The organism is Nocardioides luteus, from assembly GCF_014648595.1.
GTDB classification, from domain to species: domain Bacteria; phylum Actinomycetota; class Actinomycetes; order Propionibacteriales; family Nocardioidaceae; genus Nocardioides; species Nocardioides luteus.
On record NZ_BMRK01000006.1, the window covers coordinates 148,161 to 175,103 of the forward strand.

Annotated in this window: 30 protein-coding genes; 6 read left to right on the forward strand and 24 right to left on the reverse strand. The window is 69.8% G+C overall.

All coding sequences use genetic code 11. The features are described 5' to 3' along the window. The 10 genes from IEY81_RS09925 to IEY81_RS09970 form a co-directional block, all read right to left on the reverse strand. Complete coding sequence (locus tag IEY81_RS09925) at positions 1-1,320, reverse strand: MSMEG_0569 family flavin-dependent oxidoreductase (protein WP_189118313.1); 1,320 nt, start codon at positions 1,318-1,320, stop codon at positions 1-3. Continuing rightward, positions 1,317-1,622 (reverse strand): MSMEG_0570 family nitrogen starvation response protein, encoded by a 306-nt coding sequence (locus IEY81_RS09930; protein WP_229787661.1) that lies wholly within the window; start codon positions 1,620-1,622, stop codon positions 1,317-1,319. The genes IEY81_RS09925 and IEY81_RS09930 overlap by 4 nt, the downstream gene beginning before the upstream one ends. A 1-nt stretch (position 1,623) precedes the next feature. Next, positions 1,624-2,538: a carbon-nitrogen hydrolase family protein gene (locus IEY81_RS09935; RefSeq protein ID WP_189118315.1), complete on the reverse strand. Its 915-nt coding sequence runs from the start codon at positions 2,536-2,538 to the stop codon at positions 1,624-1,626. Beyond that, on the reverse strand, positions 2,535-3,953 hold the full coding sequence (locus tag IEY81_RS09940) for an MSMEG_0567/sll0787 family protein (RefSeq protein ID WP_189118316.1): 1,419 nt from the start codon (positions 3,951-3,953) through the stop codon (positions 2,535-2,537). Before IEY81_RS09940 ends, IEY81_RS09935 begins: the two co-directional genes overlap by 4 nt. Next, entirely contained in the window at positions 3,950-5,029 is a 1,080-nt protein-coding gene (locus tag IEY81_RS09945; protein ID WP_189118317.1) for an MSMEG_0568 family radical SAM protein, read from the reverse strand. Before IEY81_RS09945 ends, IEY81_RS09940 begins: the two co-directional genes overlap by 4 nt. 10 nt (positions 5,030-5,039) lie before the next feature. Continuing rightward, a complete protein-coding gene (locus IEY81_RS09950) occupies positions 5,040-5,576 on the reverse strand; it encodes an MSMEG_0572/Sll0783 family nitrogen starvation response protein (RefSeq protein ID WP_229787631.1) in 537 nt (178 codons plus the stop codon). Between the two features lie 85 nt (positions 5,577-5,661). Next, positions 5,662-6,486 (reverse strand): amidohydrolase family protein, encoded by an 825-nt coding sequence (locus IEY81_RS09955; RefSeq protein ID WP_189118318.1) that lies wholly within the window; start codon positions 6,484-6,486, stop codon positions 5,662-5,664. 103 nt (positions 6,487-6,589) lie between these two features. Continuing rightward, a complete protein-coding gene (locus IEY81_RS09960; RefSeq protein WP_189118319.1) occupies positions 6,590-6,835 on the reverse strand; it encodes a hypothetical protein in 246 nt (81 codons plus the stop codon). 74 nt (positions 6,836-6,909) lie between these two features. Continuing rightward, positions 6,910-7,605: a sortase domain-containing protein gene (locus IEY81_RS09965; RefSeq protein WP_189118320.1), complete on the reverse strand. Its 696-nt coding sequence runs from the start codon at positions 7,603-7,605 to the stop codon at positions 6,910-6,912. A 69-nt stretch (positions 7,606-7,674) separates the two neighbouring features. Beyond that, on the reverse strand, positions 7,675-8,748 hold the full coding sequence (locus tag IEY81_RS09970) for a class I SAM-dependent methyltransferase (protein WP_189118321.1): 1,074 nt from the start codon (positions 8,746-8,748) through the stop codon (positions 7,675-7,677). Positions 8,749-8,903: 155 nt separating this feature from the next. Between IEY81_RS09970 and IEY81_RS09975 the strand changes: the two genes are divergently transcribed. Beyond that, the gene (locus IEY81_RS09975) at positions 8,904-9,233 is read left to right on the forward strand and encodes a type II toxin-antitoxin system PemK/MazF family toxin (protein WP_189118322.1); all 330 of its coding nucleotides are present in this window, start codon (positions 8,904-8,906) and stop codon (positions 9,231-9,233) included. Between the two features lie 27 nt (positions 9,234-9,260). Here IEY81_RS09975 and IEY81_RS09980 read toward each other — a convergent pair whose 3' ends face one another. Continuing rightward, positions 9,261-9,641 (reverse strand): RidA family protein, encoded by a 381-nt coding sequence (locus tag IEY81_RS09980; protein ID WP_189118323.1) that lies wholly within the window; start codon positions 9,639-9,641, stop codon positions 9,261-9,263. A 249-nt stretch (positions 9,642-9,890) separates the two neighbouring features. Here IEY81_RS09980 and IEY81_RS09985 point away from each other — a divergent pair, with 249 nt between their 5' ends. Then, positions 9,891-11,426 (forward strand): CocE/NonD family hydrolase, encoded by a 1,536-nt coding sequence (locus IEY81_RS09985; protein ID WP_268244492.1) that lies wholly within the window; start codon positions 9,891-9,893, stop codon positions 11,424-11,426. 39 nt (positions 11,427-11,465) lie between these two features. Here IEY81_RS09985 and IEY81_RS09990 read toward each other — a convergent pair whose 3' ends face one another. The 8 genes from IEY81_RS09990 to IEY81_RS10025 form a co-directional block, all read right to left on the reverse strand. After that, positions 11,466-12,137, reverse strand: coding sequence for an EcsC family protein (locus IEY81_RS09990; protein ID WP_189118324.1), 672 nt, complete (start codon positions 12,135-12,137; stop codon positions 11,466-11,468). A 333-nt stretch (positions 12,138-12,470) separates the two neighbouring features. Then, positions 12,471-12,683, reverse strand: coding sequence for a dodecin (locus IEY81_RS09995; protein ID WP_189118325.1), 213 nt, complete (start codon positions 12,681-12,683; stop codon positions 12,471-12,473). Positions 12,684-12,811: 128 nt separating this feature from the next. Then, complete coding sequence (locus tag IEY81_RS10000; protein ID WP_189118326.1) at positions 12,812-13,684, reverse strand: hypothetical protein; 873 nt, start codon at positions 13,682-13,684, stop codon at positions 12,812-12,814. After that, positions 13,681-14,232 (reverse strand): hypothetical protein, encoded by a 552-nt coding sequence (locus tag IEY81_RS10005; protein WP_189118327.1) that lies wholly within the window; start codon positions 14,230-14,232, stop codon positions 13,681-13,683. The genes IEY81_RS10000 and IEY81_RS10005 overlap by 4 nt, the downstream gene beginning before the upstream one ends. Further along, complete coding sequence (locus IEY81_RS10010; protein WP_189118328.1) at positions 14,225-14,851, reverse strand: hypothetical protein; 627 nt, start codon at positions 14,849-14,851, stop codon at positions 14,225-14,227. The genes IEY81_RS10005 and IEY81_RS10010 overlap by 8 nt, the downstream gene beginning before the upstream one ends. After that, positions 14,851-16,080 carry a hypothetical protein gene (locus IEY81_RS10015; protein ID WP_189118329.1) on the reverse strand — a complete coding sequence of 410 codons (1,230 nt, stop codon included), beginning with the start codon at positions 16,078-16,080 and terminating at the stop codon, positions 14,851-14,853. Before IEY81_RS10015 ends, IEY81_RS10010 begins: the two co-directional genes overlap by 1 nt. Then, positions 16,080-16,379: a flagellar protein FlgN gene (locus tag IEY81_RS10020; RefSeq protein ID WP_189118330.1), complete on the reverse strand. Its 300-nt coding sequence runs from the start codon at positions 16,377-16,379 to the stop codon at positions 16,080-16,082. Before IEY81_RS10020 ends, IEY81_RS10015 begins: the two co-directional genes overlap by 1 nt. A 124-nt stretch (positions 16,380-16,503) precedes the next feature. After that, positions 16,504-16,791: a WXG100 family type VII secretion target gene (locus tag IEY81_RS10025; RefSeq protein WP_189118331.1), complete on the reverse strand. Its 288-nt coding sequence runs from the start codon at positions 16,789-16,791 to the stop codon at positions 16,504-16,506. Positions 16,792-17,147: 356 nt separating this feature from the next. On the opposite strand from IEY81_RS10025, the gene zwf reads away from it, so the two are divergent. After that, positions 17,148-18,590, forward strand: a complete 1,443-nt coding sequence (zwf, locus tag IEY81_RS10030) for a glucose-6-phosphate dehydrogenase (RefSeq protein ID WP_189118332.1) — start codon at positions 17,148-17,150, stop codon at positions 18,588-18,590. Between the two features lie 81 nt (positions 18,591-18,671). Here zwf and IEY81_RS24170 read toward each other — a convergent pair whose 3' ends face one another. From IEY81_RS24170 to IEY81_RS10040, 3 genes are all read right to left on the reverse strand, one after another. Next, complete coding sequence (locus tag IEY81_RS24170; RefSeq protein WP_229787633.1) at positions 18,672-18,803, reverse strand: putative transporter small subunit; 132 nt, start codon at positions 18,801-18,803, stop codon at positions 18,672-18,674. An 11-nt stretch (positions 18,804-18,814) separates the two neighbouring features. Continuing rightward, positions 18,815-20,515: a sodium:solute symporter family protein gene (locus tag IEY81_RS10035; RefSeq protein WP_229787634.1), complete on the reverse strand. Its 1,701-nt coding sequence runs from the start codon at positions 20,513-20,515 to the stop codon at positions 18,815-18,817. Between the two features lie 247 nt (positions 20,516-20,762). Next, complete coding sequence (locus IEY81_RS10040) at positions 20,763-21,566, reverse strand: alpha/beta fold hydrolase (protein WP_189118334.1); 804 nt, start codon at positions 21,564-21,566, stop codon at positions 20,763-20,765. Positions 21,567-21,644: 78 nt separating this feature from the next. Between IEY81_RS10040 and IEY81_RS10045 the strand changes: the two genes are divergently transcribed. Further along, positions 21,645-22,484 carry an AraC family transcriptional regulator gene (locus IEY81_RS10045; protein WP_229787636.1) on the forward strand — a complete coding sequence of 280 codons (840 nt, stop codon included), beginning with the start codon at positions 21,645-21,647 and terminating at the stop codon, positions 22,482-22,484. A 36-nt stretch (positions 22,485-22,520) separates the two neighbouring features. Further along, positions 22,521-23,525 carry a 5'-3' exonuclease gene (locus IEY81_RS10050; protein ID WP_229787638.1) on the forward strand — a complete coding sequence of 335 codons (1,005 nt, stop codon included), beginning with the start codon at positions 22,521-22,523 and terminating at the stop codon, positions 23,523-23,525. An 89-nt stretch (positions 23,526-23,614) separates the two neighbouring features. On the opposite strand, the gene IEY81_RS10055 is transcribed toward IEY81_RS10050, so the two are convergent. Then, complete coding sequence (locus IEY81_RS10055) at positions 23,615-24,784, reverse strand: trans-sulfuration enzyme family protein (protein ID WP_189118335.1); 1,170 nt, start codon at positions 24,782-24,784, stop codon at positions 23,615-23,617. Positions 24,785-24,899: 115 nt separating this feature from the next. Between IEY81_RS10055 and IEY81_RS10060 the strand changes: the two genes are divergently transcribed. Then, the gene (locus IEY81_RS10060; protein WP_189118336.1) at positions 24,900-25,391 is read left to right on the forward strand and encodes an Lrp/AsnC family transcriptional regulator; all 492 of its coding nucleotides are present in this window, start codon (positions 24,900-24,902) and stop codon (positions 25,389-25,391) included. A gap of 7 nt (positions 25,392-25,398) precedes the next feature. Here IEY81_RS10060 and IEY81_RS10065 read toward each other — a convergent pair whose 3' ends face one another. Continuing rightward, complete coding sequence (locus tag IEY81_RS10065; protein WP_189118337.1) at positions 25,399-26,850, reverse strand: hypothetical protein; 1,452 nt, start codon at positions 26,848-26,850, stop codon at positions 25,399-25,401. Between the last annotated feature and the right edge of the window lie 93 nt (positions 26,851-26,943).

The following is a 26,943-nucleotide window of genomic DNA, read 5'->3' on the forward strand; positions in this document are numbered from 1 at the left end:
TCAGGCCACCGCCGGCGCGGCGTCCACAGGCCCGGGTGAGCGCCGGCGCGCCAGCTCGGCGGCAGGCTCGATGACCCGGCCGCCCCGGCCGGTGATGACGTCGGTGACGTGCTCGGCGTCCGCGGCGATGCCGAGGAAGCGGCCCGACCCCCAGGTGTGCATCCAGGGCAGCCCGAGGAAGTGCAACCCGGGCACCGCCGTCACGCCGCGGGTGTGGGTCGGCCGCCCGGTGCCGTCGAAGACGCCGACCCGGACCCAGCGGTAGTCGGGCCGGTAGCCGATCGCCCACACGATCGAGGTGATGCCCGCCTCGGCGAGGTCGAGACCGGTGGGGTCGGAGTCGGGCTCCCAGACCGGGGCGTACGGCGCGGCCGGTGGGGCGTCGAGACCGTGGGCCTCGATGTGGGTGTCGATGTCGCGGCAGATCGAGCGGTAGACGTCGTCGGCGGAGTCGAGCGCGGCACGGAGAGTCGGTGCGAAGGTGAGGTCGGTGCCGGCCCCTGACGCCAGCCGTCCGTAGAGCCGCATGCCCTCGGCCGCGAACTGGCGCAGGTCGATGTCGCGTCCGCCGTCGCGGCCGGTGACGTAGTGGTTGGTCTTCTCCCGGGCGGCGAGACCGCCGGGATAGCTGGCGACCGGGGTGTCGTAGAGCCCCATCTCGGCCAGCCAGGTCATGCAGTCCCGGCCGCGGTGGAACCTGGCGACCCGGGGAGCGTCGCCGATCGCGAGGTGCACCTGGCGACCCTCGAGATGGAGGTCCTCGGCGATCTGGGCGCCGGACTGGCCGGAGCCGACCACCAGCACCCCGCCCGGACGGAGGGCGGAGGCGTTCCTGTAGTCCGCCGAGTGGAGCTGGTCGACGCCGGGGTCGAGCGCGGGCGCCCAGGACGGGACCACGGGCACGTGGTAGCCGCCGGTGGCGACCACGACGTGCTCGGCCTCCCAGGTCTCCTCGCCGTCCGGGCCCTCGGCCTCGACCAGGAACCCGCCTCCGGCGCGCTGGGTCAGCGACGTCACTTTGGTGTGCTCGCGCACGGGCGGCCCGAAGGTCGGCGCGTACCCGGCGAGCCACGAGACCACCTCGTCGCGGGTCATGAAACCGTCCGGGTCGGGGCCGGCGTACTCGTATCCGGGCAGGCGGCAGTGCCAGTTCGGCGTCACCAGGGTGAAGTTGTCCCAGCGGGTGTCGGCCCACTCGTGACCGAGGGTGCCGGCCTCGAGGACGACGTGGTCCACGCCGTCGCGGACGAGGAACCAGCTGGCGGACAGGCCCGCCTGCCCGCCGCCGATGATCGCGACGGTGGTGCGGTGATCGGTCATCGGGTCTCCTGCGGGTTCGATGCGGGAAGTGGCGGGTGCATGGCGAGGACCGTCACGAGCTGCCCGGGGGCGTACGCGGCTGCGGAGGCACGCAGCTGATCGGAGGTCGCCATCGCGCTGGTGCAGGCGAAGCCGAACTTCACCCGGACCCGCTCGGAGGCGGTGGCCAGCGCGGTCAGGCTGCGGTCGAGGAAGTCCTCGACCGCGTACGTCCCGCCGGCGGTCAGATGGTCGTGCATGACCAGGGAGGGCGAGTAGCAGTCGTCGACCTTGCCGTCGGGCCAGCGCACGGTGAAGGTCATCTCAGGCACGGCCATCACCCACCGGCGCGAGCGGCTCGGCGGTCGCCAGCGCGGACGGGTACGCCTCGGGCCGGCGGTCGCGGAGGTGGAACATCGCCCGGCGCGCGGTCGCCAGGGCACCGGGCACGTCCAGCTCGGCCACGGCCATGCCGGCACCGGTGCCGGTGGTGGCCAGGACGTCGCCGCCCGGACCGACCACCTTCGCGTTGGCGACGAAGCGGAGCTTGCCGAAGGTGCCGTGCTGGTTGGAGGCCAGCCAGACCACCTGGTTCTCGAGCGCCCTGGCGGCGTCGAAGAGGTTGAACCGCTGGGTCCACCGGTCGTGCTCGATCGACTCGCTGGAGGCGGTGCGCGAGGCCGGCCAGGCGGAGATGCAGGCGATGACCTCGGCCCCGTCGACGGCCAGCGCGCGGGCCCCCTCGGGGAAGGCCTTGTCGTAGCAGATCAGCGCACCGACCCGGCCCGCCGGAGTGTCGACGCAGCCGAAGCCCTCCCCCGCCTCGTAGTAGAGGTTCTCGCCGAGCGGCTGGTGCACCTTGCGGTGGGAGCCCAGCACGCCGTCACCGCTGACGATCGCGGCGGTGTTGTAGCGGTCGGTCCCGTCGGACTCGCACAGCCCGACGACCACCGTCATCTCCCCGGCCAGCTCGGCGACGCGCCTGAGCTCCGGGCCGTCGATGTCCATCACCGGCGGGAGGTCCTCGGGGGTCTCGTCGTGGGCGCCGTCGCGGCCTGCTCCGAGCACGGAGAGGTAGCCGCCCAAGCACGCCTCCGGGAGGGCGAGCAGGCCGACGCCTGCCCGGCGGGCCTGGTCGATGAGCGTGCCGATCTGGGCGATGTTCTCGTCGACGTCGCGGCCGAAGCCGGCGCAGACGGCCGCGACGGCGGTGCCGACGGGTGGGCTGGTCGTGGTCATGTCGCAGGTCCTAGTCCGGTGACGGTGTGGTCGATGGCGTCGGTGACGGTGCCGTCCGGCCAGCGCAGGCCGACGCCTGCGCCCGGGACGAGCTCGCCGCAGACGGCCGAGGAGACGAAGCCGGGCAGCCCCGGCGGCGCTTTGGCACGGCCGGGCTCCTCCGCGGTGAGCATCGCGAAGCCCGGGAAGCAGGTGAGCCAGTCGGCGGTGGGTGTTCCGGCCGGCGTCGGCACGGCGGCGACGTCGATGATCGCGCGACAGCCGCCGGCCTCGGCCAGCATCCCTGCGGTGCCGACCAGGCCGGCCATGCTGACGTCCTTGGCCGCCGTCGGCGCCAGCGCGGGCACGACCCCGGACAGCGCGCGCAGCTCGGCCGAGGTGCGGTGCGACGAGGAGTCCCACTGCCGGCCGCGGTAGCCGGGCCGCCAGCCCCCGCCCAGGTCGGCGCTGAGACGCAGCAGGTCGCCGGGTGCTCCCCCGCCACCGGGGACCGGTCGTGGGGTGCGTCCCAGAGCGGTGACGGAGAGCGCGGCCGGGACGCCGAGCTGGGTGTGCCCGCCGAGGACCGGCACGCCCCATGCCTGCGCGGCCTCGGCCAGGCCGCGTACGACGCGACGGGCGAAGGAGGCGTCCCGGGCGCCGATGGCGTCGAGCAGGCCGACCGGCTCGGCGCCCATCGCGGAGAGGTCGTTGATGTTCACCAAGACCGAGCACCACCCCGCCCACTCGGGGTCACGCTCGACCATCGAGGGCAGGATCGCGTCGCAGGCGGCGACCAGGTCGCTGCCCGGGACGGGTGCGCCGTCGTCGCCCCGGAAGCCGGGCGTCGACGCACCCACCAGAGCTCCGACCAGGTCGCCCAGCGGCGACTTGGTGGCCTCGGCCAGCTGCGCGATGCGTACGACCGGCCACTCCATCACCACATGGGTCATGTCGTGGAGATGGATCCGCTCGCGCGGGACCCAGCCGAGCCGCCGGAACAGCCGCTCGTTGCGGGCCTGGACGGTGGCGTCGAAACGCAGCGCACCGGCATCCTCCGCCGCAGCACACGCAGCCCGGACGAGCGCGGCGCCGACGCCGAGCAGCTGGCGTGCGTCCGGCTTGACCGCCAGCCTGCTCCCCCGCCACCAGCCCACGTCGCGCATCCCAGGCTGCCCCGGGTGGAGGCGTACCCCGCCCAGGACCTCGCCGTCGTCCGCACGAGCGAGCAGGACGATGTGCCGCGGGTCGTCGTCCACGTCGTCGAGGTCGGAGCCCGCGAAGAGGCCCTGCTCGGCGACGAAGATCTCTCGCCGCAGAGCGAGGTACGCCTCGCGATCGGCCGCGCTCTCGGCCCGGACCACGGTGTAGCCCTCCAGGCTCGGCGACCGGCGGGCTGGCCCGGCCAGGATGACGTCGTCGAGGAGCTCGGTCATGCCGACTCCTCGCCACAGGCGCCCAGAGCCGAGCAGGCGCCGCACGATGCGCAGCCGGCGGCCTGGTCGGCACCGGCCATCCCGGCCTGGCGCAGCAGCGCCGCGACCCGGGAGGTGACGCGGTAGACGTCGGCGTGCGGAGGCGCCGGGATGCCGTCGACGTCCTTGGCGAGGGTGCCCGCCAGTGGCCGGTAGGGCACCACGAACGGATAGACGCCCATGGCGATGAGCTCCTCGCAGCCGGCGACGAGCTCGTCCGGGTCCTCGCCGAGACCGACCAGGATGTAGGTGGAGACCTGATTCCACCCGAAGACGCGCACGGCCTCGGCCCAGGCGGCCTTGTACTCGCTCAGCGGCACCGAGCCCTTGCCGGGCATCCAGTGCAGCCGTGCCGCCTCGTCGAGGGACTCGACATGGATGCCGATCGAGCGGGCGCCCGCGTCGTAGAGCTCCTGGATCGAGGCCAGGTCACCCGGCGGCTCGCACTGCACCTGGATCGGCAGCTCGGGCACCACCTCCCGCACCGCGCGTACGCAGCGGGCCAGATGTGTCGCCCCGCGGTCGCGGCCCCGGGAGGTGCCGGTGGTCATCACCATCTGGGTGACGCCGTCGAGCTCGACCGCCGCCTTGGCGACCTCGGCGAGCTGCGCGGGCTGCTTGACCGCGACCGTGGAGCCCTGGCTCAGCGACTCCTCGATCGCGCAGAACCGGCAGCGCTCCTCAACCGCGTAGCGGGCGCAGGTCTGCACGACGGTCGTGGCGAGCACGTTGGCGGAGTGCAGCCGGGCGATCTTGTCGTAGCCGACCCCGTCGGCGGTCTCCAGGTCGTAGAAGCGGGGCCGGGCGACGGCCTCGACGCCGAGACCGGTGTCGGCGCCGTCGAGGAGCAGCTTGCCACCGCGTACCGAATAGGGGCTGCGGGGGTTGAGAGGGATGGCCGCGCCGACCCCGTCCAGGAGGACGTGCCCGTCATCGCTCGGCCCCGCACCCGAACGGCGGGCGACGGGGGCATCGAGCAGACGGATCCCCTGGATGGCGACGTCGACGCGGGTGCTGGACGAGATCGGCGTGGTCATGGCCGGTCCCTCAGAGGTTGTAGGTCGAGTTGATGATGGCGCCCTTGCGGGCGTAGTGGATCAGCGCGTCCTGGACGTCGAGCGGGTGCGAGGGCACCACGCCCTCGATCAGGTCCTCCTCGCGCAGACCGTGGAGACCCATGCCGAAGCGGCAGCAGAAGACCGTGCCGCCCTCCTTGATGAAGGTCTCGATGGCGCCGTTGGTGTTGAGCTCACCGGGGAACCCGGCGTCGCCCATGGTCGGGAAGCCGCGCGAGGCCATGCACGCGAGCGTGCCCGGACCGTAGAAGTAGATGGCGGACTCGAAGCCCTTGCGCAGCGCGCGGGTCGCCTGCAGGACGGCGACGAAGCTGACCGAGGACTCGTGCGGGATGCCGTGCACGAGGGTGAAGTAGGTCTCGCCCTCCTCGGCCTGGTAGTCGGGGAAGATCTTGGTCGAGCCGTAGATGTTGGTGCCGGGCTGCTGCGAGGGGTGCGGGATCTCGCCGAGGGACTTGGCCATGTTCTCGGCGATCTGGGCGTCGATGTCAGCGGTGTCAGTGGTCACGAGGGTCTCCAGAGGTCGGATGGGCGGTGCGGTGGTGGAGGCGGGTTCGTCGTCGTTGACGAGCGGCGGCAGCGGGCTGCCGGTCTCAGCCGTAGAGGGCTGAGAAGTTGTGGTGGAAGAAGGCGTCGGCGAGCTCGCCGTCGCCGGCGGCGGCCGAGAGCCGGGCGTGCTCACCGGCGAAGTCGCCCCAGGGGGCGTCGGTGGCGAAGAGGATGCGGTCGTGGCCGACGCCGCGGCGCTCGATCTCCTGCACCAGCCAGGTCGGCGCGAAGCCGATCGCCCAGCTGGTGTCGGTGTAGACCTGCATCCCGGCCTCGATCCAGTCGAAGAGGCGGCCGCCGAGCAGCTTCATGTGACCGCTCATCCCGCCGCCGAGATGCACGAGATGGAGACGTACGTCGCGGGCGTAGCGCTCCACGAGCGTGCCGATCTGGTCGATGTCGGAGGCGGCGCCGGGTGAGGTGTGCACGTGCACGGTCAGGTCGTGCTCGCGCGCGGTGGCGAAGACCTTGTCGAGCTGCTCGAGACACTCCGGATCGGTGGGGTGGCCGCCCAGCAGGAAGCTGGTCTTGAGCGCGGCCACCCCGTCCTCGCCGGCGAGGGCGAGCGCGGCGTCGTTCCGGGCGGAGTCGGTCGGCTTCGGGGAGACCCACAGGCCGCACCTGATCCGGTCGTCGCTCTGCGCCGCCTCGATGGCCAGCTGGTTGAGAGCGAAGGCGGCGTCCGGGTCGGGGACGCCGTAGTTCGGCAGCACCAGCGCGCGCTCGATGCCGTCGGCGTCGAGGTCGGCGATCAGCTCCTTCACGGTCGCTCGCGCGGTCACGTCGGCGCTGATCGCCGGCCCGCCGTAGAACGGGTACACCGGCAGCCGGCCGATGTGGCGGTGGGCGTCGCGGAGGGGCTTGGTCATGGCATCAAGCCTTCGGCCCCGGCGTTTCGGAGTGGTTACCCGTGGAATACGGAGTGTGCGCCGGTGCGTAAGTTCGAGGTAACGCGGCCCGGCGTCAGTCGCGTCAGCCGGTGAGCGCGGCCACCGCGGTGGCGTACATCGTCGACTTGATCTTCCCGAGGGTGTCGGCGGACTTGCCGGTCAGGGACGCGACGAACGCGGTCGCCCGCTCGATCCCTGCCGGCGCGGACAACAGCACCAGCCGCGGCAGACGCTCCCCCGCCCGCGGCAACCGTCGGAGCAGCCTGTCCCGGGCGACCAGCTCGCGCCGCGCCACCGGGAGCCGCAGCCGGGTGTCGCTCAGCACCACGTGGGCAGCGTACGAAGGCGCGCTCGTGCGATGCCGGGTCAGGGAACGACCTCCCGCATCTCGGGGACGGGTGCTCAGCGGATCGCGACGAGGACGCCGATCTTGTCGATGCGGTGCTCCGGGTTGTCGAACTCGTCGGACCAGAAGTTGCCCGCCGCATGGTCCTCGGGCGTCGCACAGGTCGACAGCGTGATCATCGCCTCCGTCGGCTCCACGCCCGGCCGCCCCGGGACCGGAGCCCGCTGGGCGCGCAGCGACGCCTCGGACCGGAACGACGTCTGCCGGGTGCGGGTGATCCGGTAGACGTAGGTGGCCTCCTCGGTACGTACGGTCACGCGATCGTTGCGCTCGAGCTCGGGCAGCCGGAGGAACGCCTGTGTGGACGAGAGCCGGTGTGCGGTCACCTGGTAGTTGCCGATCCCGCCCGGCCCGGTGCCGCCGCGGGGGCCGTACGGGCTGGCTGCGACCCCGCCGTTCTGGATCTCGGTGCCGGGAGCGTCATCGGTCCGCCCGCGGTAGGGCACGACCTCCAGGTCGGTCAGGCCGATCCTCGGGATGGAGAGCTCGCCGCGCATCGGCCGACCGTCTGAGGCCAGCGGTGCGCTCTCGGTGGCTGACGGCGACTGCGACGGCGGCGGCGACTCGGCCACGGCGGGCGGACCTGAGGGTGCGGACGGCGTGCTCCTCACCGAAGGTGTCTCCGCGCCGCAGCCGCCGAGCGCGAGCGCACCGAGGACCGTGACGACGGCCCGGGATGAGGTGATCTTCATGGCGGCGCCTCGGGCGAGCTGACTCGTGAAGATCCACGGTACGCCGGCACGGGAAGCCGAGCAGAGTGCTCAGGAGAGCCGGTAGAACCGCCAGAACCCGAAGTCTTCGATCGGCAGGACCTCGAACCCGGTGAAGCCGGCGGCCTCCGCGTACGCCTGGAGCGTCGACGGCCGCATCACCGTCCCGGTGCCCATGCTGGGCGGCGAGGAGAGCCCGTCGGGCAGGCAGACGAAGAGGCTGAACCCGTACATCATCCGCTCCAGGTCGTCGCCGTTGGGCGCGAACTCGTCGGCCACCGCCTCGTCCATCACCACCATCGAGCCGCCCGGCGTGAGCGTCCTGCGCACCGCGCCGAGCACCTCGATCGGCCGTGGCATGTCGTGCACGCACTCGAAGGCGAACGCCACGTCGACCGTCCCCTCCTCGATCGTCGCCGCGTCCTGGCACACGAACCGCACCCGGTCCTCGACCCCCGCCTCCCGCGCGTTGGCCGTCGCCATGTCCACCGACGGCTGGTCGATGTCGATGCCGAGCACCGTCGCCGACGGGTACGCCCGGGCGATCGCGATGCTCGACCAGCCCCCGCCGGAGCCGACGTCGAGCACCCGGCACCCCGGTTCGCCGAGCGCCTCGTGGACCACCGGCACCCCGGCGAGCGCCGGCCCCAGCCGCTTCTCGTACCACGGCCGGTTCGCGTCCGCCTGGGACTGCCGCGCGTCGTCGCCGAGCTCGTCCCAGCTGACCCCACCACCGTTCCGGTACGACGCGAGCAGCTGCGGCAGCGCCGGCCCCACCGCCCCGAACATCCGGGCGATCGGCGCCAGGTAGGACAGGCTCGTCGGATCGGTCATCACCTCGGCGGTGCTGTCGGGGATGGCGAACCGTCGCTCATCAGGCGCCCCGTCCTCGTCGACGGTCAGCAGCCCCACCACCGCCTGCTGCTCCAGCCACTCCCGCGCGTACCTCACCTGGGTGCCGGTACGCCCCGCGAGCTCCGTCGCGCTCCCCGGCCCGTCCGCGGCCAAGGAGCGATACCAACCCAGACGGTCCCCGAGGAAGACCGCCATGATCTCCACCGTGCCGAGGATCGAGTCGAACAGCCGCTCGGCGAGCTCGTCGGTCGTCTGCTGGGATGCGTCCATGACCCACCTTCACTCCCACCGGCAAGCCCGAACAGACCGGGCCGGGGCGATACTTGGTTTGCGGTACGAGGTCTCGCCGGACCCGTACGATCAGTCCTTGTTCGACCCGAGCTGACGCGACATGAGCGCGTTCTCGCGGCCTGTCAGGAGGACATGTGCAACGCGGCGAAGTCTGGTGGGTGGCGTTCGACGAACGGCTCCCGTTCGTGCTGCTGTCGGATGAGGACGAGTCCGGGATCCAGGTGATGCAGGTCGTCGCTCCGGCGGGTGTCGACATTACCGGCCTGGGCGTCGAAGTGGCAGTGGGCGCCATCGACGGACTCCCCTTCGAAGGCGTGCTTCGGTTCGCGCTCCCCCGTCCGGGTCTCACCCCGTGCACGTGGCTGACCACCGTCTATCTGGACGACCTCATCGAGCGAGCAGGCGCCCTGTCCCCCGCGAAGCTCAGCGAGGTCGAGGATGCCCTCCGTCTCGTTGCGCGATGAAGCGGCGAGTGACGAGGGACCTGACGGTCAGGCAAGGCATGCGGTCATGCGAATCGAGACGAGCAGTCCGGGTATCTCGGCTCCTAGCTTGGCCGCGTAGCGGGTGGGCGGATCGGCGGGGAACCAGCGGGCGTACTCCTCGTTCATGCCGGCGAAGTCATTCGGGTCGGTGAGCAGGACGCCTACCTCGACGACGTCATCGAGCGTCCCACCCGCCTCCCGCAGGATGGCCTCGCAGTTCGCCAACGCCTGACGGGTCTGCGCCTGGATGCTGTCACCGACCATCCGACCCGTGCTCGGGTCGACACCGGTGGTCCCCGAGATGAACACCTGTGAGCCGGCCTTGACTCCCTGGCTGAAGAGCGGCGAGCTCGGTGCGTTCGATGTCGTGATGACCTGACGTGGCATCTCGAACCTCCTGTTCGGAAGAAGCTGGACGTTTATCATCGGCCGGGCCTCGGCGTGTCGCTGTACGCCAATCTGGGGGAAGTCGCCGGTCTAGGTCGGGAGCAGAATCAAACTGTGTCCGGCAAGCGGGAAGGGACTGATCCTCGGCAGAGGCCGCTTCAGCGACATGTCTTCGAGTCCGTGATCGCCCGGACCCTTCAGCTGCCGCGAGGACACCACGACTACCGAGTGACCCAGACATTCGTCCCGATGCGTGACGGTGTCGAGCTGGCGACCGACGTCTACGAGCCCGAAGACGGGACCATGGGAACGATCCTCATCCGCACGCCGTACAGCCGAGACGGGCTGATCGCTCACCTCACCGCGGGTTTCTTCGCGAGCCCCGGCTATCTCGTCGTGAACCAGAGCTGCCGTGGAACGTTCGGTTCCGGTGGGGACTTCGCGCCGTTCAGCCAGGAGGTCGAAGATGGTGCCGACACCGTCGCCTGGCTGCGTCGGCAACCCTGGTTCGGCGGTCGGTTCGCGCTGTGGGGCGCTTCGTACCTCGGTTTCACGGCATGGGCGACGATGATGGACCCGCCGCCGGAGCTGGTGGCTGCGGTCATCGCCGCCTCCACGCACGACAACCATCAGGCGGCGCACGGCGCTGGGGCCTTCTCGCTGGAGGAGACGGTCGGACTCTTGGACGCCTTCGGGCATCTCGGGGCCGGGACGCTCGAGAACATCCTGCTCGGTGTGAGCTCTGGTCGACGGCTCGCGCCCGCGTACGACGAGCTCCCCCTCGTACGCGCTCGGGAGACGGTCTTCGCCGACAGCACCATGCCGTACGTGGAGTGGCTCACCGCCCCGGACGCCGATGATCCGGTCTGGCGAACGATGCGGCTGGACCAGGCACTCGAGCGGATCGATGTCCCAGTGCTGTTGCAGGGAGGCTGGCAGGAGAGATTCCTCGATCAGATGATCGCGCAGTACTCGCGCCTCCGCGCGCGTGGTGTCGACGTCGGACTGACCATCGGACCCTGGACCCACATCGAGATCGCCACCAAGGCAGCTGGGCTCCTCATGACGGAGACGCTCGACTGGCTGGCGGAGCATCTCGCCGAAACCGGGCTACGGGAGCGGTCCAGCCCGGTTCGGATCTATGTGACAGCTGCCGACGAATGGCGCAGCCTGCCGCAGTGGCCCCCGCTCCGCAACGACCGCGTCCTCTACCTGCGACCCGACGGAGAGCTCGGCGACGCCCAGCCGGCACCGGATGCCGGCCCCACGACGTTCACCTTCGACCCCGGGGACCCGACACCGTCTGTCGGCGGCCGGATCATCCATCCCACCAGAGGCGGCTACCGCGACAACCGAAAGCTCGAGAAGCGGGCAGACGTCCTGACCTTCACCACCCCTCCCCTGCGCGAAGCTCTGGGAGTGATCGGGACTCCGGTCGTCGAGATGGCACACCACACCGACAACCCCCACGCCGACCTCTTCGTCCGCCTGTGTGAGGTGGGACGGCGTGGGAAGTCCGTCAACGTGAGTGATGGGTTTCGACGGCTGGGGCCGGAGGACGCGAACGGGACCATCCGCCTACGCCTGGACCCCGTAGCCCATCGCTTCGAGCCCGGCGTACGCATTCGGCTGCAGGTCTCCGGAGGAGCACATCCTCGATACGCGCGAAATCTGGGTACGGGTCTCGACCCGGCCACCAGCAGCGACCTGGCCGTATCGAACCGGGAAGTCTTCCATGGTGCCGGTGGCTTTTCCCAGGTCTTCCTACCTTGCGGTGTCTCTTGAACTCTTGTTGATGATCGGCGACACCAATTCCGGACGTTGCTAATCGCTCCCAGGACTCTCAAGGGCGACCGACGGAAATGCTTTGGTTGCTGCACGAGCGACGATGGTCGTGAAGGCGGCGTCAAAGGATCCACCCACGACCCCTCCGATCAGCGGCACGCCCTTGCTCAAGGTGACGAGCGACCGTTTAGTCCCGTACTTCGCCACCAGCATGAAGCCAACCTTCTTGTTGATCGCGCGCACTGCCTCCATAGGGAGCCTCTTGATGGCGGTCTCCGTCAGCTTGCGGCTGAGGGTTTTCCCGAACTCTGCGAGAACGGCATTCGGGGAGCCGCCGGCAATGACCACGAGAATCGCATAACGCACTGACTCGTCGTCGAGATTCCAGCCGCGCAGATGCGCGATCGCTCCGACCATCCGTGCGTTCAAGATCGCCTGTCCGGTGATGTTCACAGGGATCGTGACCGGCATGGTGATGAATCCTCCAAGGGATGTCACGAACCCAGCCGATCCGGACGCAGCCGTCGTCTCAGCAATGATGCGAAGAATCGCCTTCTCCGGGTCTTCGAACATCGCAATCCGAGAATCCGCATACGCCCGCGCCCCGTTCATGGGGCCGATGCCATCGTCGATCACCTTCATCAGTTGATCTACCAGACCTGTGCCCACCTTATCCAGGGCACCCGATTTGGTCTCCGCATCACTGTCCACTCCCGCTCCCATCGGTGCGTATCGGCTTGACACTCGCTGGCTCGGGCGTCGGCGAGTCGCCAAACCCTAGATTCGGCTCAGAAACGGTGGAGTACCCACTCGGCGGCATATACCTGATTTGAGTGACGTCGTCTGGCACTGGCGGGTGAGGATCCTCGGCGATCTCCCCCACTCCGGTGCGAATCGCAGAACCCCGCCCGCGAGCGCGTCCCGAAAACGAGCTAGGAGCGGCCATGAACGTGGCCCGCATTCGACCTGCCGCGACTGCCGTCATCGGGTCGAACATCGACGACGGCGGCGTACGCCTCCTGATTTAAGGAGACGACGCACTCGTCAGTCCTCCTCCATCCGGAACCCGACCTTGAGCCCGACCTGGAAGTGTTGGATCTCGCCGTCCTCGAGGTGACCTCGGATCTGGGTGACCTCGAACCAGTCCAGGTGGCGGAGGGTCTGGGTGGCGCGGCCGAGGCCGCTGCGGATGGCGTCCTCGAGGCCGGTCTCGGAGGTTCCGACGATCTCGGTGACGCGGTAGGTGTGCGAAGACATGGTGACGCCCCTTCTCAGGATGGTTGTGATGACAGCCTTGGACGTTCCGGCTCTGCCACCAACCATGAGCGCGTTGTCGACGCCGTGCAAGGGTCACGCCGATCGACCGACGGGACCCTGCGGTCCGATCACGACCTCTGGCGCTTGGCCTCCCAGGCCGCTTCGGTCAGCTCGTCCGCGTCGTCGCGGTGGTCGCGAGGCAGGTCGAGGATGGTGGCGAGCTTCGAGGCACCGACCGGGCCCGGCGTACGTTCGAGGGACGTCGCGCCGCGGCGGCGCGCACCCTCTGCAGCGTGCTCCCACAGCATCTCCAGCTCGGCGAACGGGACCTGCTCGCGACGCAAACGCTCCTCGAGCTCCTGCGTGGCGCGCGCACGCTCCTCCGCGAGCGACTCTCGCGCCTCACGTCGTGCTCGGAGGCCGGCGAGGTCGCGGTCGCGCGCCGCCTCGGCGTTGCGCGAGCGCCCGACGTGCATCCAGACCACGGCTGCAGCCGTGACCACCATCGAGGCCACGAGCGACACCCGCTCCCAAGGCTTCACATCGGGGAGGAAGAGGGTGACGCCTCCGGCGACGACGACGAGTACGAGCGCGAACGTGCTCAGCCGCGTCGAACCCTGCCCTGCAGGTCGGCGGATCGACGCCGCGGCGAGCAGCACGACCAGTGCGGCCACGACAGGCGAGAGAGCCGGAGGCATCCAGGTCCAGCCTGGTGACTGCCCGAACCTGCCGAAGATGCCGCCGGCTGCGACCGCTGCGACCACCAGCGCGAGCAGTCCGACACACCCGAGGAAGGGTCCGTCGTCGTGCGCGTGGGTGCCGTGCTCCACGGATTGCCTGGTCCGCTTCGCAGAGGCGTAGAGATCGTCGAGAACGCCGTCGTATCCCATCGCGCTCAAGACGATCTCGTCGATACGAGACGTGGTCAGGTCGATCTCGGGGGTGGCGTTCACCGCCTCATCGATCTTGGACCGCATGGCCTCGTCGCTGCTGTCGCTCAAGCTGTGACCTCCCAGGTCGATATCACCGGCTCGACAAGGGCCAGGACCATACCAGCGGCGGGCGAGGGCGCCGGCGAGAGCGCTACCGTCCCCAGGTTGCCGCCGACCGACACCACGTAGGTCGTCTGGGTGAGATGCAGCCCGGTCGCGTCCGATCCACCGATCTCATCTTCGGACTCGTGGAGCTCGGAGACTCGGAAGCCGCGCACGGGGCCGAGCTCGACGGGCACCACGGTTGGGTCCCACGGGCCGACCTGTCCGCCAGTGACGAGGGTCAGTGCGTCCTTCGCGGTCCCGGCCGGCGCTCGGTCGGTGTAGAGCGAGAACGTGGCAACTGCGTACAGAGCGGACTGCGGCTCCTGCAGCAGCAAGGTGAGGTCCTCGGTCGTACCTCGGGCGGCGACCGCGAGCCTCGCCATCGTCGCAGCGATTTGGGCCGCATCGCCATGGAGGCCCGCCGACCGTTCCGCGACGAACCGTGATTCTCCGATGGGGCCGGGCACCTCGTGCCACAGTGCGGGGTCGGGCTGGATCGTGAACTCAGGCATCGCGCTTCCACCTGAACGTCGCCACGATGCCGTCGCTGAGGAGCGTCATCGCCGAGACCCCCTCCTCGTCGAGGTGCTCGCCCTCCGCGCCGTCGAGGATCGTGGCGCGGATGATCAGCGCGGTCTCGGGAGCGTGCGGAACCCGGATCAGGTATGTCGGCTGGACGGTGTGAACCACGCCGCCCTCGACCGGAAGATCGGCACGGTCCACCCACCTCAGGATCGTACCGGCCTCGTCGAGAGGTGCTGCGTTGCGACCGTTCACCAGTTGCTTGGCGAGCGACATCATGGAGGTCCCGGCGGGCGCCTCCAGCCAGGCCAGCGCGAAGCTCATCGGCACGAAGTCGTCCACCGGCACGTCCTGCTGAGTGATCCAGGCGATCAGCCGTTCGTTCGACTCCGCGCCGACCCCTGCTTGGGACAGCACCGAGTCGACGCTCGCGCGCAGGCGGGCGGTGTCGGCTCCCGGCACCTGCGCGAGCGCTGCCTGGACCTGGGACCCGAGCGCCTCCATGTCTGCCGGCTTGGTGACCCACCCCTCGGGCAGGAGCATGGCGAATGGCGGTGTCTTGGTCGTCGCCCCGAAGAGCTCAGCCCGGAGGCTGTTCGCGATGCCCATCAGCCCGCCACCACGGAGCCCATGCCGACGATGTTCGAGATCGACACGCCGACGCCCTGGGCGGTGCCCGCGAGCGCGTCGCCGACCGACGCGGGCACCTGGCCGGGTTTGAATCCGCACAGCCCATGCAGGACCTGGTTGTAGGTGTTGGGCTTGATGTCCGATACCAGCGTGAAGCTTCGCAGCATGTTGCGCGTGTTGAGCCCGTGGCGCGTCACCCAGTTCGCCGCGTCGACTCCGAACTTGCTCATCGCGGAGTTGTCCAGAGCACGCCCCCAGGTCCGTGCCGAGCCGGCGATCTTGGAGAACCTGAGAGAGGAGAGCCCGTCTGCGAGCTTGCCCAGACTGGCGAACTTGCCGAAGGGGATCACCCCGATGGCTGCGAGCGTCACGCCTTGCCACGAACCACGGTCTCCCAGGAACTTGGTGAGCTCGCCGGCGAGCATCAATACGCCGGAGATGACCGCGATCACGCCGGCGAGAGCGGCGATGGGTCCGGTGAGGCAGACCGCGATGATGAGTGCCACGAAGCCAACCACCTGAAGTACCTTCAGCGCCCCTTCGATGAAGGGCATCGCGTTGTCCCAGAACCCGTCCTCGACACCGTTCTCGTTGACCTCCTCGAGGTCGTCTCGGGCCGCCCCGTAGGCGTCCTCCCAGGTCGACACCGGGGCGTCGTAGCTTCCCCAGTAGCTCTCCCAGTCCGAGACTGCCGCATCGAAGGCGGCCTGCTCGCTCGAGGAGTCGGGCCGTGGATTCTCGGTCTCGCCGTCTCCCTCGCCTGCGGGCTTGTCCTCGGCCTCCTGGTCGTGCTGCTCCTGCGCCTGCTGGACATCGAGCAGCGCATAGGAGGTGGTGTTCACCGACTCCCACGCCGTCTCGGCGTTGGTGACGAGACTGTCGGTCTCGTCCTGGACGGTGTCGAGCGCCTCTGCGTACTTCTTCAGCGCCTTCCCGCTGGGCGTGTAGCGCTCGCCCGCGGTGCGCAGGTCCTCGTAGACCTCTTTGGCCTGGTCACGGATCTTGTCCAAGGACTCGCCGATGCCGAGGTCGCCGTCGGCGAACAGCTGCAAGGTGTCTGCCGCGGTCGACATCTTCTCGCCGAGGTCGATGATCGCGTCGGCCCGGGTCCCGATGTCGCCGGCGTCGCCGTCGATCTTGCGCAGCTCGCGTCCGCCACGCGTGTCCGGCATGGACGGGAAGCGGTACTTCGGTTCGTTCTCGGTCATCAGGAACCCTCCTGCCTCTTCGCGAGCTCGACATCCAGGTCGGCCCACGCCTGGCGGTTCTCGTCGATCCGCTTCTTCATCTCCTCGAGCTTGCCGCGCAACGTCTCCCGCTTGTCGTCCCACTTGGACTCGAAGTCGCTGGCGCGGTCCTTCAGCCCGGACCAGCCGGGCAGCGGCGTACGGATGGCGTTCTCCAGATCGCCCGTGCGCGATCCGGCCTCTTCGAACTCGGTGATGATCAGTCCGAGCGCATTGCTCAGCTCCTCCATCCGTTCGAACGGAATCAACACGTCTGCCACGAAGTACGCCTCCAGGGTTCTTGCTGGTCTACACGATTGCACCGAGGTTGCCGACCAACCTCGAAAGGGTCAGGGGAAGCCGGCAGGGACGGTATGCCCGCCCCCGCCGGCCTCGGATCGGGTCTCAGCCGCCCGCGAGCTGGGAGTCCAGGTCCTGGATGGCGGTCGCCATGTCCCGCAGCGACTGAGCCATGTCCTCGACGCCGTTGATGGCGTCCTTCAGACCCTGGGTCATCTCCTGGTAGCCGTCCTGGAACTTACCCGACGCCTTCTCCGTCTTGAACCCGTCCTGAACCAGCTCATCCACGTAACCCTGGCACTCGTCGAGAGCGGACTCGATCGTGTCCTTGCCCTGGTCGAGCTTGTCGGCGGTGCCGGTCATCTCGTCGTATGTTGCCCCGAAGTCACTCATCGTCTTCGCCTTTCCAGCGTTCACATCGTCGCGCCCGATCGGACGCGGTTCTCACCGAAGGTCGCGCACCACATGCGTTGAAGCGCCACCGACGCGTCGCAGCCGGCTCGGCCCGATCCGGAGCACGGCGGTCGACATCGTCGGAGCCCTCCTACCCCGTTGATCGGGTTCTAAACAGCCGACAAAGTAAAATGTCCCTGCCGCTTCGAGACCCGGCTCTTCCATCGCGTTCAGGCAGTCCCCGCCGCCTGAACGCAACACACAGAAGGCACACGGAAACTGAGCGACACAGAAGGACCTCGCCTGGTCCTGCGAGTCCCTGGCACCGATCACCACCCCAGGCGGAGACTGGTCGGGTGACAACAAAACCAGCCCCGCACGTACTCGTTCTCTTCGGTGCGACAGGTGATCTCGCCGCTCGCAAGCTGTTCCCCGGGCTGTATCGGCTCGCCCTCGCGAAACGTCTGCCTGACCAGCTCGCGATCATCGGCAGCGGGCGGCGCTCGCCGGGCAGCGACGAGGACTTCCGCAGCCATGTGCACCAGGCGCTGAAGGAGTTCGTCGGGGAGGTCGACGAGATGGTGGCTGGGCCGCTGCTGGAGCGGATCCGGTTCGTGCCGTCCTCCGCCGACGACGGCACCGCGCTCGCCGCGGCAGTGCACGATGCCGAGGACCAGCTGGCGCTCGAGAGCGGGCAGACAGTGGGCGACGTACAGCGCCTGCTCTATCTCTCGGTGCCGCCGCAGGCGGTGGAGCCGATGGTGGCGATGCTCGACCGCGAGCAGCTGAACGTACGCAGCCGGCTGGTCGCGGAGAAGCCGTTCGGCACCGACCTGGCCTCGGCCCGCGAGCTCGACGCGGTGCTGAGTGAGGCGTTCGACGAGAAGCAGATCTTCCGGATCGACCACTTCATCGGGAAGGAGGCCGTGCAGAATCTGCTGGCGCTGCGCTTCGCCAACGGTCTCTTCGAGCCCGCGTGGAACCGGCACAGCATCGAGTCGGTGCAGATCGACGTGCCCGAGAAGCTCACGGTCACCGGGCGCGGCAGCTTCTACGAGGGCACCGGCTGCCTGCGCGACATGGTGACCACCCACCTGTGCCAGCTGCTCGGGTTCGTGGCGATGGAGGATCCGCACGCCTTCCGCGAGGGCGCGATCCGCGCGGCGAAGGCCGCCGCGTTCGCGGCCGTGCGGCCGCTGGATCCCGAGCGCGTGGTCTTCGGGCAGTACGACGGCTACCGCGAGGAGCCCGACGTCGACCCCGACTCCGACGTGGAGACGTACGTCGCCATCGAGGCGTGGATCGACAACGACCGCTGGCGCGGGGTGCCGTTCTACCTGCGCACCGGCAAGGCGCTCGCGGCCGGGCAGCGGACGATCACGATCCGATTCATCGACCCGCGCCACCGCTGGCTGCAGGCCGCGGATCCGGGGGCGACCGAGCCCAACGAGCTGGTGATCGAGCTCAGCGACGACCCGCGGATCGAGATCGACGTCCGCGCCAAGCGGCCCGGCCCCGGGATGGCGCTCACCGACGGCGTCTTCAGGCTCCACCTCGGTGGCGACACCCCGGACTCCAGCCCGCTGGAGGCCTACGAGCGGCTGCTCCTCGACGTGATGAACGGCGACCGGACGCTGTTCACCAGCGCCGGCGAGGTCGAGCGGCTGTGGGAGATCTGCCAGCCGGTGCTCGAGCACCGACCCGCCGTGGAGAGCTACCCGCAGGGCTCCTGGGGCCCGGAGTCCGCGCTCGACCTACCCCTCGGTGGCTGGCGGTTGGGACGGAACCAGAAGGCCTGAGTCCGACCTCGAACCCCGTGACACATGCGCGTGCGCCCCGGTCCACGGACCGGGGCGCACGCGCTGCGTAGCAGGCAGCGATCAGATGATGTCGCGACCTTCACGCTTGGCTTCGCGCCACTCCTTGATGAAGGCCGTCGAGATCACGAGCAGCACGATCGCGGTCACGAGCGGCCAGACGAGGACGTACGCGGTCAGCAGCATGGTTTCCATGGTTCCTCCAGTCACCGGGTCGGGTCGAGGTCGTCGTCAGAGTGGTTCGACGGCGCAGCGGCCGCGGCGGTCGCACCTGACTCGTCGAAGTTGCCGACCTTGCGTTCGATCTCCGCGAAGTCGAAGTCCATCTTCGATCCGCGCGACATCGCCCAGCACACGATCGTGCTGACCGCGTAGGCGACCAGGGAGGCGCTCAGCGTGGCGTAGTCGCGCAGGAAGCCGAACACGAAGGGTGCCGAGACCAGAGCCGCCACCACACCGATCACCAGCGCCGGGCGCAGCCCGAAGAAGCCGAAGACCATCAGGCCGAGCACCACGCCGACACCGATCACCGACAGCAGCTCGACACCGAAGCCGGTGACGCCGTTGAGCGGGATCCAGCCGAAGCGCACCGGCAGGAAGACCGCCAGTGCCACCAGGACGGAGGTGGTGAACGCGGTGTTCGTGACCTTCTTCCAGTAGAAGCTGGCGATCACCGGGAAGACCAGCGCTCCCCAGAGGGCGCCCACGAAGACGAGCAGGTCCAGGATGTTGAGCTGGAAGCTCGCGAAGGTCACCGCCAGAGCAGTGGCGAGCACCATCGTGCCGCGCCCGATCAGCAGCATCACCTTCGGGTCGGCGGCCTCCTTGCCGGCCACGTTCTGACCGTAGACGTCGGCCATCGCGATCGACGCCATCGCGGCGAGGTCGGAGTCGGCGGTGGAGGACAGCGCGCCGATGATCATCACGAAGAAGACCGCCAGCAGCACGGCCGGCAGGTATTCGGCCGCCATCTGCGGGATCAGGTTGTTGACGTCGCCGCCGGTGGGCTCCGTGCCGAGGTAGAGCGCCAGGACGCCGAGCATGCCGACACCGATCACCATCGCGCCGTAGCCGACCGTGGCGGTGACGAACGTCGGCTTGATCAGGTCCTCGCGCACCGCGAAGAGTCGCTGCGCGATGGTCTGGTTGCCGATCGCGTACGCCAGCACCGCGGCGATGTAGGGCGCGCCCTGGTTGAGGAACGCGTCGCTGGAGAAGAAGTTCCCCTGCTGGGCGGTCAGGTTGCCGGCCCCGGTCTCGAACGCGGCCGGGAACCCGGCGGCGAAGAAGATGAACGGGACGATGATCACCACGGCGCCGAGGATGGCCACGACCTGCGTGAAGTCGGTCAGCACCGAGGCCCGGAAGCCGGACCACAGGGTGTAGAGCAGCACGCCGCCGGCGATCGTGACGACGCCCTGGGTGAAGTTCAGCGGCGAGAGCAGGGAGATCAGTACGCCGCCCGCGATGAAGTTCGACATCAGGCTGATCAGGCTGCCGACGATGTTCGACCCGGCGAGCAGCAGCTGGCTCGAGCGGCCGTGCCGGGCGTACATCACCTCGGCCAGGGTGTGGGCGCGGGGCGCCACCGCCCTGATCCGCTTGCCGAAGGGGTAGATGAACAAGATCATCAGGGCACCCCAGAGCCCGTAGTGGATCGGGCCGGAGATGCCGTAGGTGTAGCCCGACGTCGCCGAGGCGTACATCGACGAGGCCCAGACCCAGGTCGCCGTCATGCTGCCGGCGGAGATCCCGAACCCGATCTTGTTGCCGGCGGTCATGTAGCCGTCGGCGTTCTCCTGCTTCTTACCGATCTTCACCGAGATCCAGAACGTTCCTCCGTAGAAGAACAACAGCAGTGCGACGATCACCGGCACGCTGAACTGGGCGGACTCAAAGCCGTCCACGAGAATTGCTCCTTGTCGTTCCTGCATGGCACCCGGAGGCGCGCGTCTGCGCAGCCGTCATCTGCGCCCGTGCAGGAGGGCGCCGGGTGTCGATCGACCGATCGATCAGGGAGGCCGGTCCCGCTCGCTCGAGACTCAACTCGCGGGGGATCCGGCCCAGCCGGTCAGGGCTGTAGGCGTTCAGCACCGTAACAGTTGTCACATCCACAACCGGGAGGTGCCCATCGACCGAGCCGTCCGGGAAGCGTCAGCCGAGCAGGTCGAGCAGCAGCCGAGCCGTCTCCTCCGGCGCCTCGAGCATCGCGACGTGCCCGACCCCGGCGAGGTACTCGACGCGTGCGCCCGGCACGACGTCGTACTCGTGCGCCGACGCCGGATCCCACCGCGGGTCGGCGTCGCCGAAGACCACGAGCGGCGGCCGCCCCAGCCGTAGGAGCCGCTCGGGGACGCTCTGCTTCTCGAGGTAGCGGCCGTTCGCCTGCATGATCGCCCGGAACGTCCGGAACCGCGTCCGCTTGAGGTCGTCGACGACCTCGTCGTCGACGGTGATCGGGCGTGCGGCGGTGGCGGCGATCCCCTTGCGGAGCATGGCGTCGGTACGCAGCGGCCACACCAGCGCGCCGAGGGCAGCCCCGGTCAGCAGCCTGACCAGCGCCGGCTCCGGGAGCAACGCGTCCATGCTGGGGCCGGTGCTGAGCAGCGCCATCTTCCCGACCAGCTCAGGGTGCCGCTCGGCCAGCGCGGTAGCGACGTATCCCCCGCTGGAGTGGCCCACGACCGCGACGTCCCTGTCCAAGCCGAGGTCGGCCAGCACCGCGGCGACGCGGTCGGCCTGGTCCTCGACGGCGTACGTCTCCGCCGTGCTCGATCGGCCACAGCCGGGCAGGTCGACCCGCAGCACGCGGAAGCGCTCGGCGAGCGCCGGGACCACCGGCTCCCAGGTCACCGCGGCGGCGCCGGAGCCGTGGATGAGCAGCAGCGGCGGGGCGGTATCCGGCCCGTCCTGGAGCAGGTGGATCCCGTGGGCGGTGGTCGTGGGGTACGCAGTCATGTGCACGACCATCCCGGGCGGGCACCTACCCCGTCTTGAACGAATGTCGCTCTTGCTCACGCGTCCTAGCCTGAGGTCATGGACTGGTCGCAGGTCGACGTCACCATCCCGCACGGGCCCCTTCGCGCGGCACCGGTCCCGGGCGTCCACATGGCCGGCTTCCACTATCGCGGCGCGGGTCCTGTCGACATCTCGATGGTCGCCCACCCTGCCGTCACGCTGCTTTTCTACCTCGGCGACAACGAGTGGACCGCTCACGGTGACACGGGCGCGAGCACGCGGAGCAGCGTCGCGCTCGGGCTCCTGCCCGGGAGCGTGAACCTCAGCGGCGAAGGGGTCGGTGAGTGTCTCCAGGTGCGCCTCTCACCGGTCGTCGCCGCCGAGATCCTCGACACCGCTGCCCTCACGGGCACCTTCGCAGCGCTCGATGACGTGCTCGGAACGAGAGCGAGACGTCTCGACTCCGCTCTGCGGAGCTCGAGCTCGTGGGACGAACGGTTCGGCCTGACGTACGACTTCATCGGCGGACTTCTCGAGAGCCGGCGGAAGGTCGACCGCGAGGTCGCGTACGCCTGGCAGCAGACCTCGCGTCGATGCGGCAGGTCCGACGTCCGCTCGCTGGCCGAGGAGACCGGCTGGTCCCGGCAGCGGCTCTGGTCGCGGTTCCGCAGCCAGCTCGGCCTCTCCCCCAAGCAGGCCGCCCGGCTCGTACGCTTCGACCGTGCCGCGCGCCTCCTCGCGACCGGCACTCCGCCTGCTGAGGTCGCCGCCCGGGCGGGTTACGCCGACCAGCCGCACCTCGCCCGCGACGTCCGCTCGCTCGTCGACACAACGCCTCGCGGTGTCGCCACCGCGCCCTGGCTCGCCATCGACCACGCCGCCTGGCCGTCGTTCATGCCACGCGGCCGGGAGAGGTAGCCCGAGCCGGGGAGTGGCACGTCTACGATGGCCGCGATGTCGATGCCCAGCTCGCCGAGACCCCGCCGCCTCCTGCTCGTCGTCGACGCGCCCTCGCTGCTGCACCGCAACCACCACGCGCGGGCGCACACGCGGATGATCGACCGTGCCGGCCGGCCCGCGTGGGCGCTGCACGGCATGCTGCGGCAGATCCTCGACTCGATCGACGCCTTCGCCCCGGACGCGGTGCTCTTCGGGCTCGACGACCGCACGGCCTCCGTACGCCGAGACGCCTACCCCGACTACAAGGCCGGCCGCCCGGAGAAGGACCCGCTGCTCTCCGAGCAGCTCGACCGGGCCGGGTCGATGCTCGACGCCCTCGGCCTCGCGACCCACACTCCCCCCGGCCTGGAGGCCGACGACGTCAACGCCTCGGCCGCCGCCTGGGCCGGCCGCAACGGCTGGGACTGCGTCGTGATCACCTCCGACCGCGACGCGTTCGCCCTGATCAGCGACCACACCAAGGTGCTGCGGCTGATCAACGGTGGCATCAACGGCTCTCCCCTGCTCAACCCCGCCCGCCTGTACGCGATGTACGGCGTCCCCGCCGACCGCTACCTCGAGTACGCCGCGCTCCGCGGTGACGCCAGCGACAACCTCCCCGGCGTCAGCGGCATCGGCGAGAAGACCGCCGCCGCCCTCCTCGTCCAGGTCGGCCCGATGGACGGCGTCTGGTCCGACATCGACCACAACGACGGCCGCCAGGTCACGGCGATCCTGGACGCGTGGGCAGCCGAGACCGGCGTACGCCGCATCGCCCCGCGCGTCGTCCGCGCCCTCTCCGCGCCCGGCGCCCGCGAGCGCTACGAGTTCAACCTCCGGATGATGACCTGCCACACCGACCTCGACCTCCGGCTCACCCCCGACATCCCCGGCACCCCCGGCCTCCTCCCGCTCGACATCGACCGCGTCACCCGCGTCGTCCGCTTCCTCGGTGTCGACGCGACCACCGCCGTCGCCCAGCGGGTGCTCAGCACGAATCCGGCGTCCACCGTCGCGTAGCCGTCCGCCTCTCTCGGCGGAGGTACCTCTGGGGGCGAACGAAAATTCGTTCGGCTCAGGATGTGCCCACCTAGCTCGCGCTGTCCCGGCTACCCGATCAGCGCAGCGTCGAGGTCGGCCATCAGATCCTCCGGCTTCTCCAGACCGATCGACAGCCGTACGACGTCGTCCGAGGGCTTCGCGTGCGCAGCGACCGGCCGGTGGGTGAGGCCTGCAGGGTGCTGGATGAGCGAGTCGACGCCGCCGAGGGAGACGGCGTGGGTGAAGAGCTGGACCGAGGAGGTGAGGCGGGCGGCGGCTTCGTACCCGCCGCGCAGCGCGATCGCGACCATCGCACCGGGGCCGCTCATCTGCTTGCCGACCAGGCCGCGGTCGTCCTCGGATCCCGGGAAGAAGACGCGATCGACGGCCGGGTGCGACTGCAGCCACGCGGCGATCTCGACGGCGCCGGCCTGCTGGGCGCGCATCCGCGTGGGCAGGGTGGCGAGACCGCGGTGGAGGAGGTAGGCGCCCAGGGGATGCAGCAGGCCGCCGGTGACGGCGCGCACCTGACGCAGCCGCGCCGCGGTCTCCTCGTCGCAGGCGATGACGCCGCCGACGACGTCGCCGTGCCCGCCGATGTACTTGGTCGCGCTGTGCAGCGACATCGCCGCGCCGAGCTCGAGCGGGTTCTGCAGGATCGGGGTGGCGAAGGTGTTGTCGACGAGGACGGGTACGTCACCAGCGGCCGCCACGACACCGGCGATGTCGACGAGCTCCAGGGTCGGGTTCGCCGGAGTCTCGAGGACCACCAGCGCAGTGTCGGGCCGCATCGAGGCAGCGACCTCGTCCTCGGCGCAGAAGGTCACCTCGACGCCGAGCAGACCGGAGGCGAGCAGATGATCCGTACCGCCGTACAGCGGCCGAACCGCGACGATGTGCCGCTTGCCGCTGAACGACGTGCTCGCGATGATCGCCGCGGTCATCGCCGCCATCCCGGAGGCGTAGGCGACCGAGGTCTGCGCCTGCTCGAGCTTCGCCAGCGCCGACTCGAAGCGGGCGACGGTCGGGTTCCACAGCCGCTGGTAGACGTAGCCGCCGTCGGCGAGCGGGTGACCGCCGGTCGCCATCGCCTCGTACGACTCGCCACCGCGCTCGATGTCCGGGAGCGGGTTGGTCGAGGAGAGGTCGAGCGGGAGGGCGTGGACACCGAGCATGGCCAGGTCCTCCCGTCCGGCGTGCACGGCGAGCGAGTCGAGGTGAGGGTTCGCGATCGGCATGGCCCTGATGTTGGTCGGAAGCGCAAGATTTGGCCAGATCGATTGTCGAAGATGCCGATGAATCGCGAATACTAGCTTCTTCGAGCAAGAAGACCAGCGACCGAGGTGGGCCACATTGGCGAAAGCACAACCGTCCGCAGCCGCTCTCGACACCGTCGACCGCCGCATCCTCAGCGAGCTCGCCGACAACCCCGAGCTCACCAACAAGGCCCTTGCGACCCGCCTCGGCCTGGCCGAGTCGACCTGCGCCTACCGGGTCCGCGCCCTACGCGACAACGGCGTCATCGTCGGCCGCCGCCTCGACGTCGACGCGAGCTCGCTGGGATATCCGCTGCAGGCGCTGATCAAGGTGCGGCTCGGCAGCCACAGCAAGGAGCACGTCGAGAGGCTCTACGACGACCTGGCGGCCACGCCCGGCGTGATCCAGGCATTCCACGTCGCCGGCGCCGACGACTTCTACCTCCACGTCGCCGTCGAGGACGCCGAGGCGCTGCGCGACTTCGTGCTGCACCACGTCACCGTCTACCGGGTCGTACGCCAGACCGAGACCCAGCTCGTCTTCGACCGCCGCGAGGGGCCGGGCGTGCTGCCGCGCGAGACCCGCTGACCGCAACTCAGCGAGCAGCGTTCCACGCGGTGGCGACGGTGCCCGCGGCGAGCGGACGGACCGCGTCGATCTGCTCCTCGCAGACGGTCCCGGCTCTCGAGTAGTCGGTCTTCGCCACCGTGCCCCGACCCTTCGCCGTCGATCGGATCCAGGCCACGACCGTGCCGCTCTCGCCCTCGTGGCCGCAGTCGTAGGCAGCCCCCACGGCGCCGACCAGCCGCTCACCCGACCAGCCGACCTCACGCAGCAGCGTCATCACCTTGCCGAGCTCGTCCTTGCGGAAGTCGCCCTCCGGCTTCGGATAGGCCAGGACGTACGCCCCGTCGTCGTCGCGAGCGGTCAGCTGCTGACCCCACAGGATCACGTAGCCGAGCTTCGCCACCTTCGCGAGCTTGGGCGCCACCCGAGCGACCTCCGCCGGACTGTCCACGATCTGCGCGGGACCACTCCCGTCGCCACGCCACGCCACCGGCTCGGGCCAGGTCACCGAGAGCTTCAGCTTCGGCCCCAGGTCGGCGGTCGCCTTCCCCAGCGCTGCTACCGCGCTCAGCCTCTCGGCCTCGGCAGCGATCTCGGTGAGGCCGAGGTCCACCCACGTCACGGCGCTCGCGCCGGCGTCGAGCAGGTCGCGGGTCGCCGCCAGAGCGGGCTCGATGCGCTCACCCGCGGCACCTTCGTAGGTCACCTTCTCGGACTCGCCGACGACGAGCTGCGCCTTCTCGTCCTTCTCGAGCACACCCTCGACGGCGCCCCAGGTCGTGCGGGCCGCCTGCTCGTCGGCCACCGAGAGGCGAAGCTCGGAGATGAGACCGGTGGTGTCGACCACGAGGTCTGCCGGCGTGCGGACAACGTCGGCGAGGCGACCCAACCTGCCTGCGAGACCTCGAGCACCCTCGGACGCCACCTTCCGCATCTCGACGCTCGCCTGGCCTCCGGTCGCGCCCATGCCGTCGCCGACCACGACGTCCCACGATCGGCCGTCCTCCCCCTCTGCCACGGCCGAGACCACCTTGCGCGCGACCTCGATCCGCGCGCCGGGCTCGGCGACGGTGAGCTGCGCCCTCGGGTTCATCCCGCGATCGTCGAGGAGGATCCGCTCGACCTCCGGGTCCCGCACCGTACCGAACATCACCAGCCCGGCGGCCACATCGCCCACCGCGAAGTCGACGTCACTGGCTCCCAGCTCCGCCACGCCGGCCTGAACCGTCCAGTCGCGAGGATCCTCGGCCGTAGCGAGCCGCTCGAGCACCTTCGTCGTACGCTCCATGGTGATCTCGTCGGAGAGCACGACGCGCTTCTCGTCGGAGTCGACGTCGCGTACGCCGGGCAGGTCCGCCACCTCGCCCGCCAGCCGCCGCTCGACCTGCCCGTCCGAGCGCCACCACCGGACACCGCCGAAGACGGCGACAGCGAGAAGCACGACCACAACCACCACCGCGAACCGGTGCTCCCGAATCATGGCCCAGATGTTCGCACAGCAAAGGCGGCGTGACCGATCGCGTACCCGATATGAGCGAGCCCGGGTTTCTTCCCCCAGCCGCGTCGCGCGCAC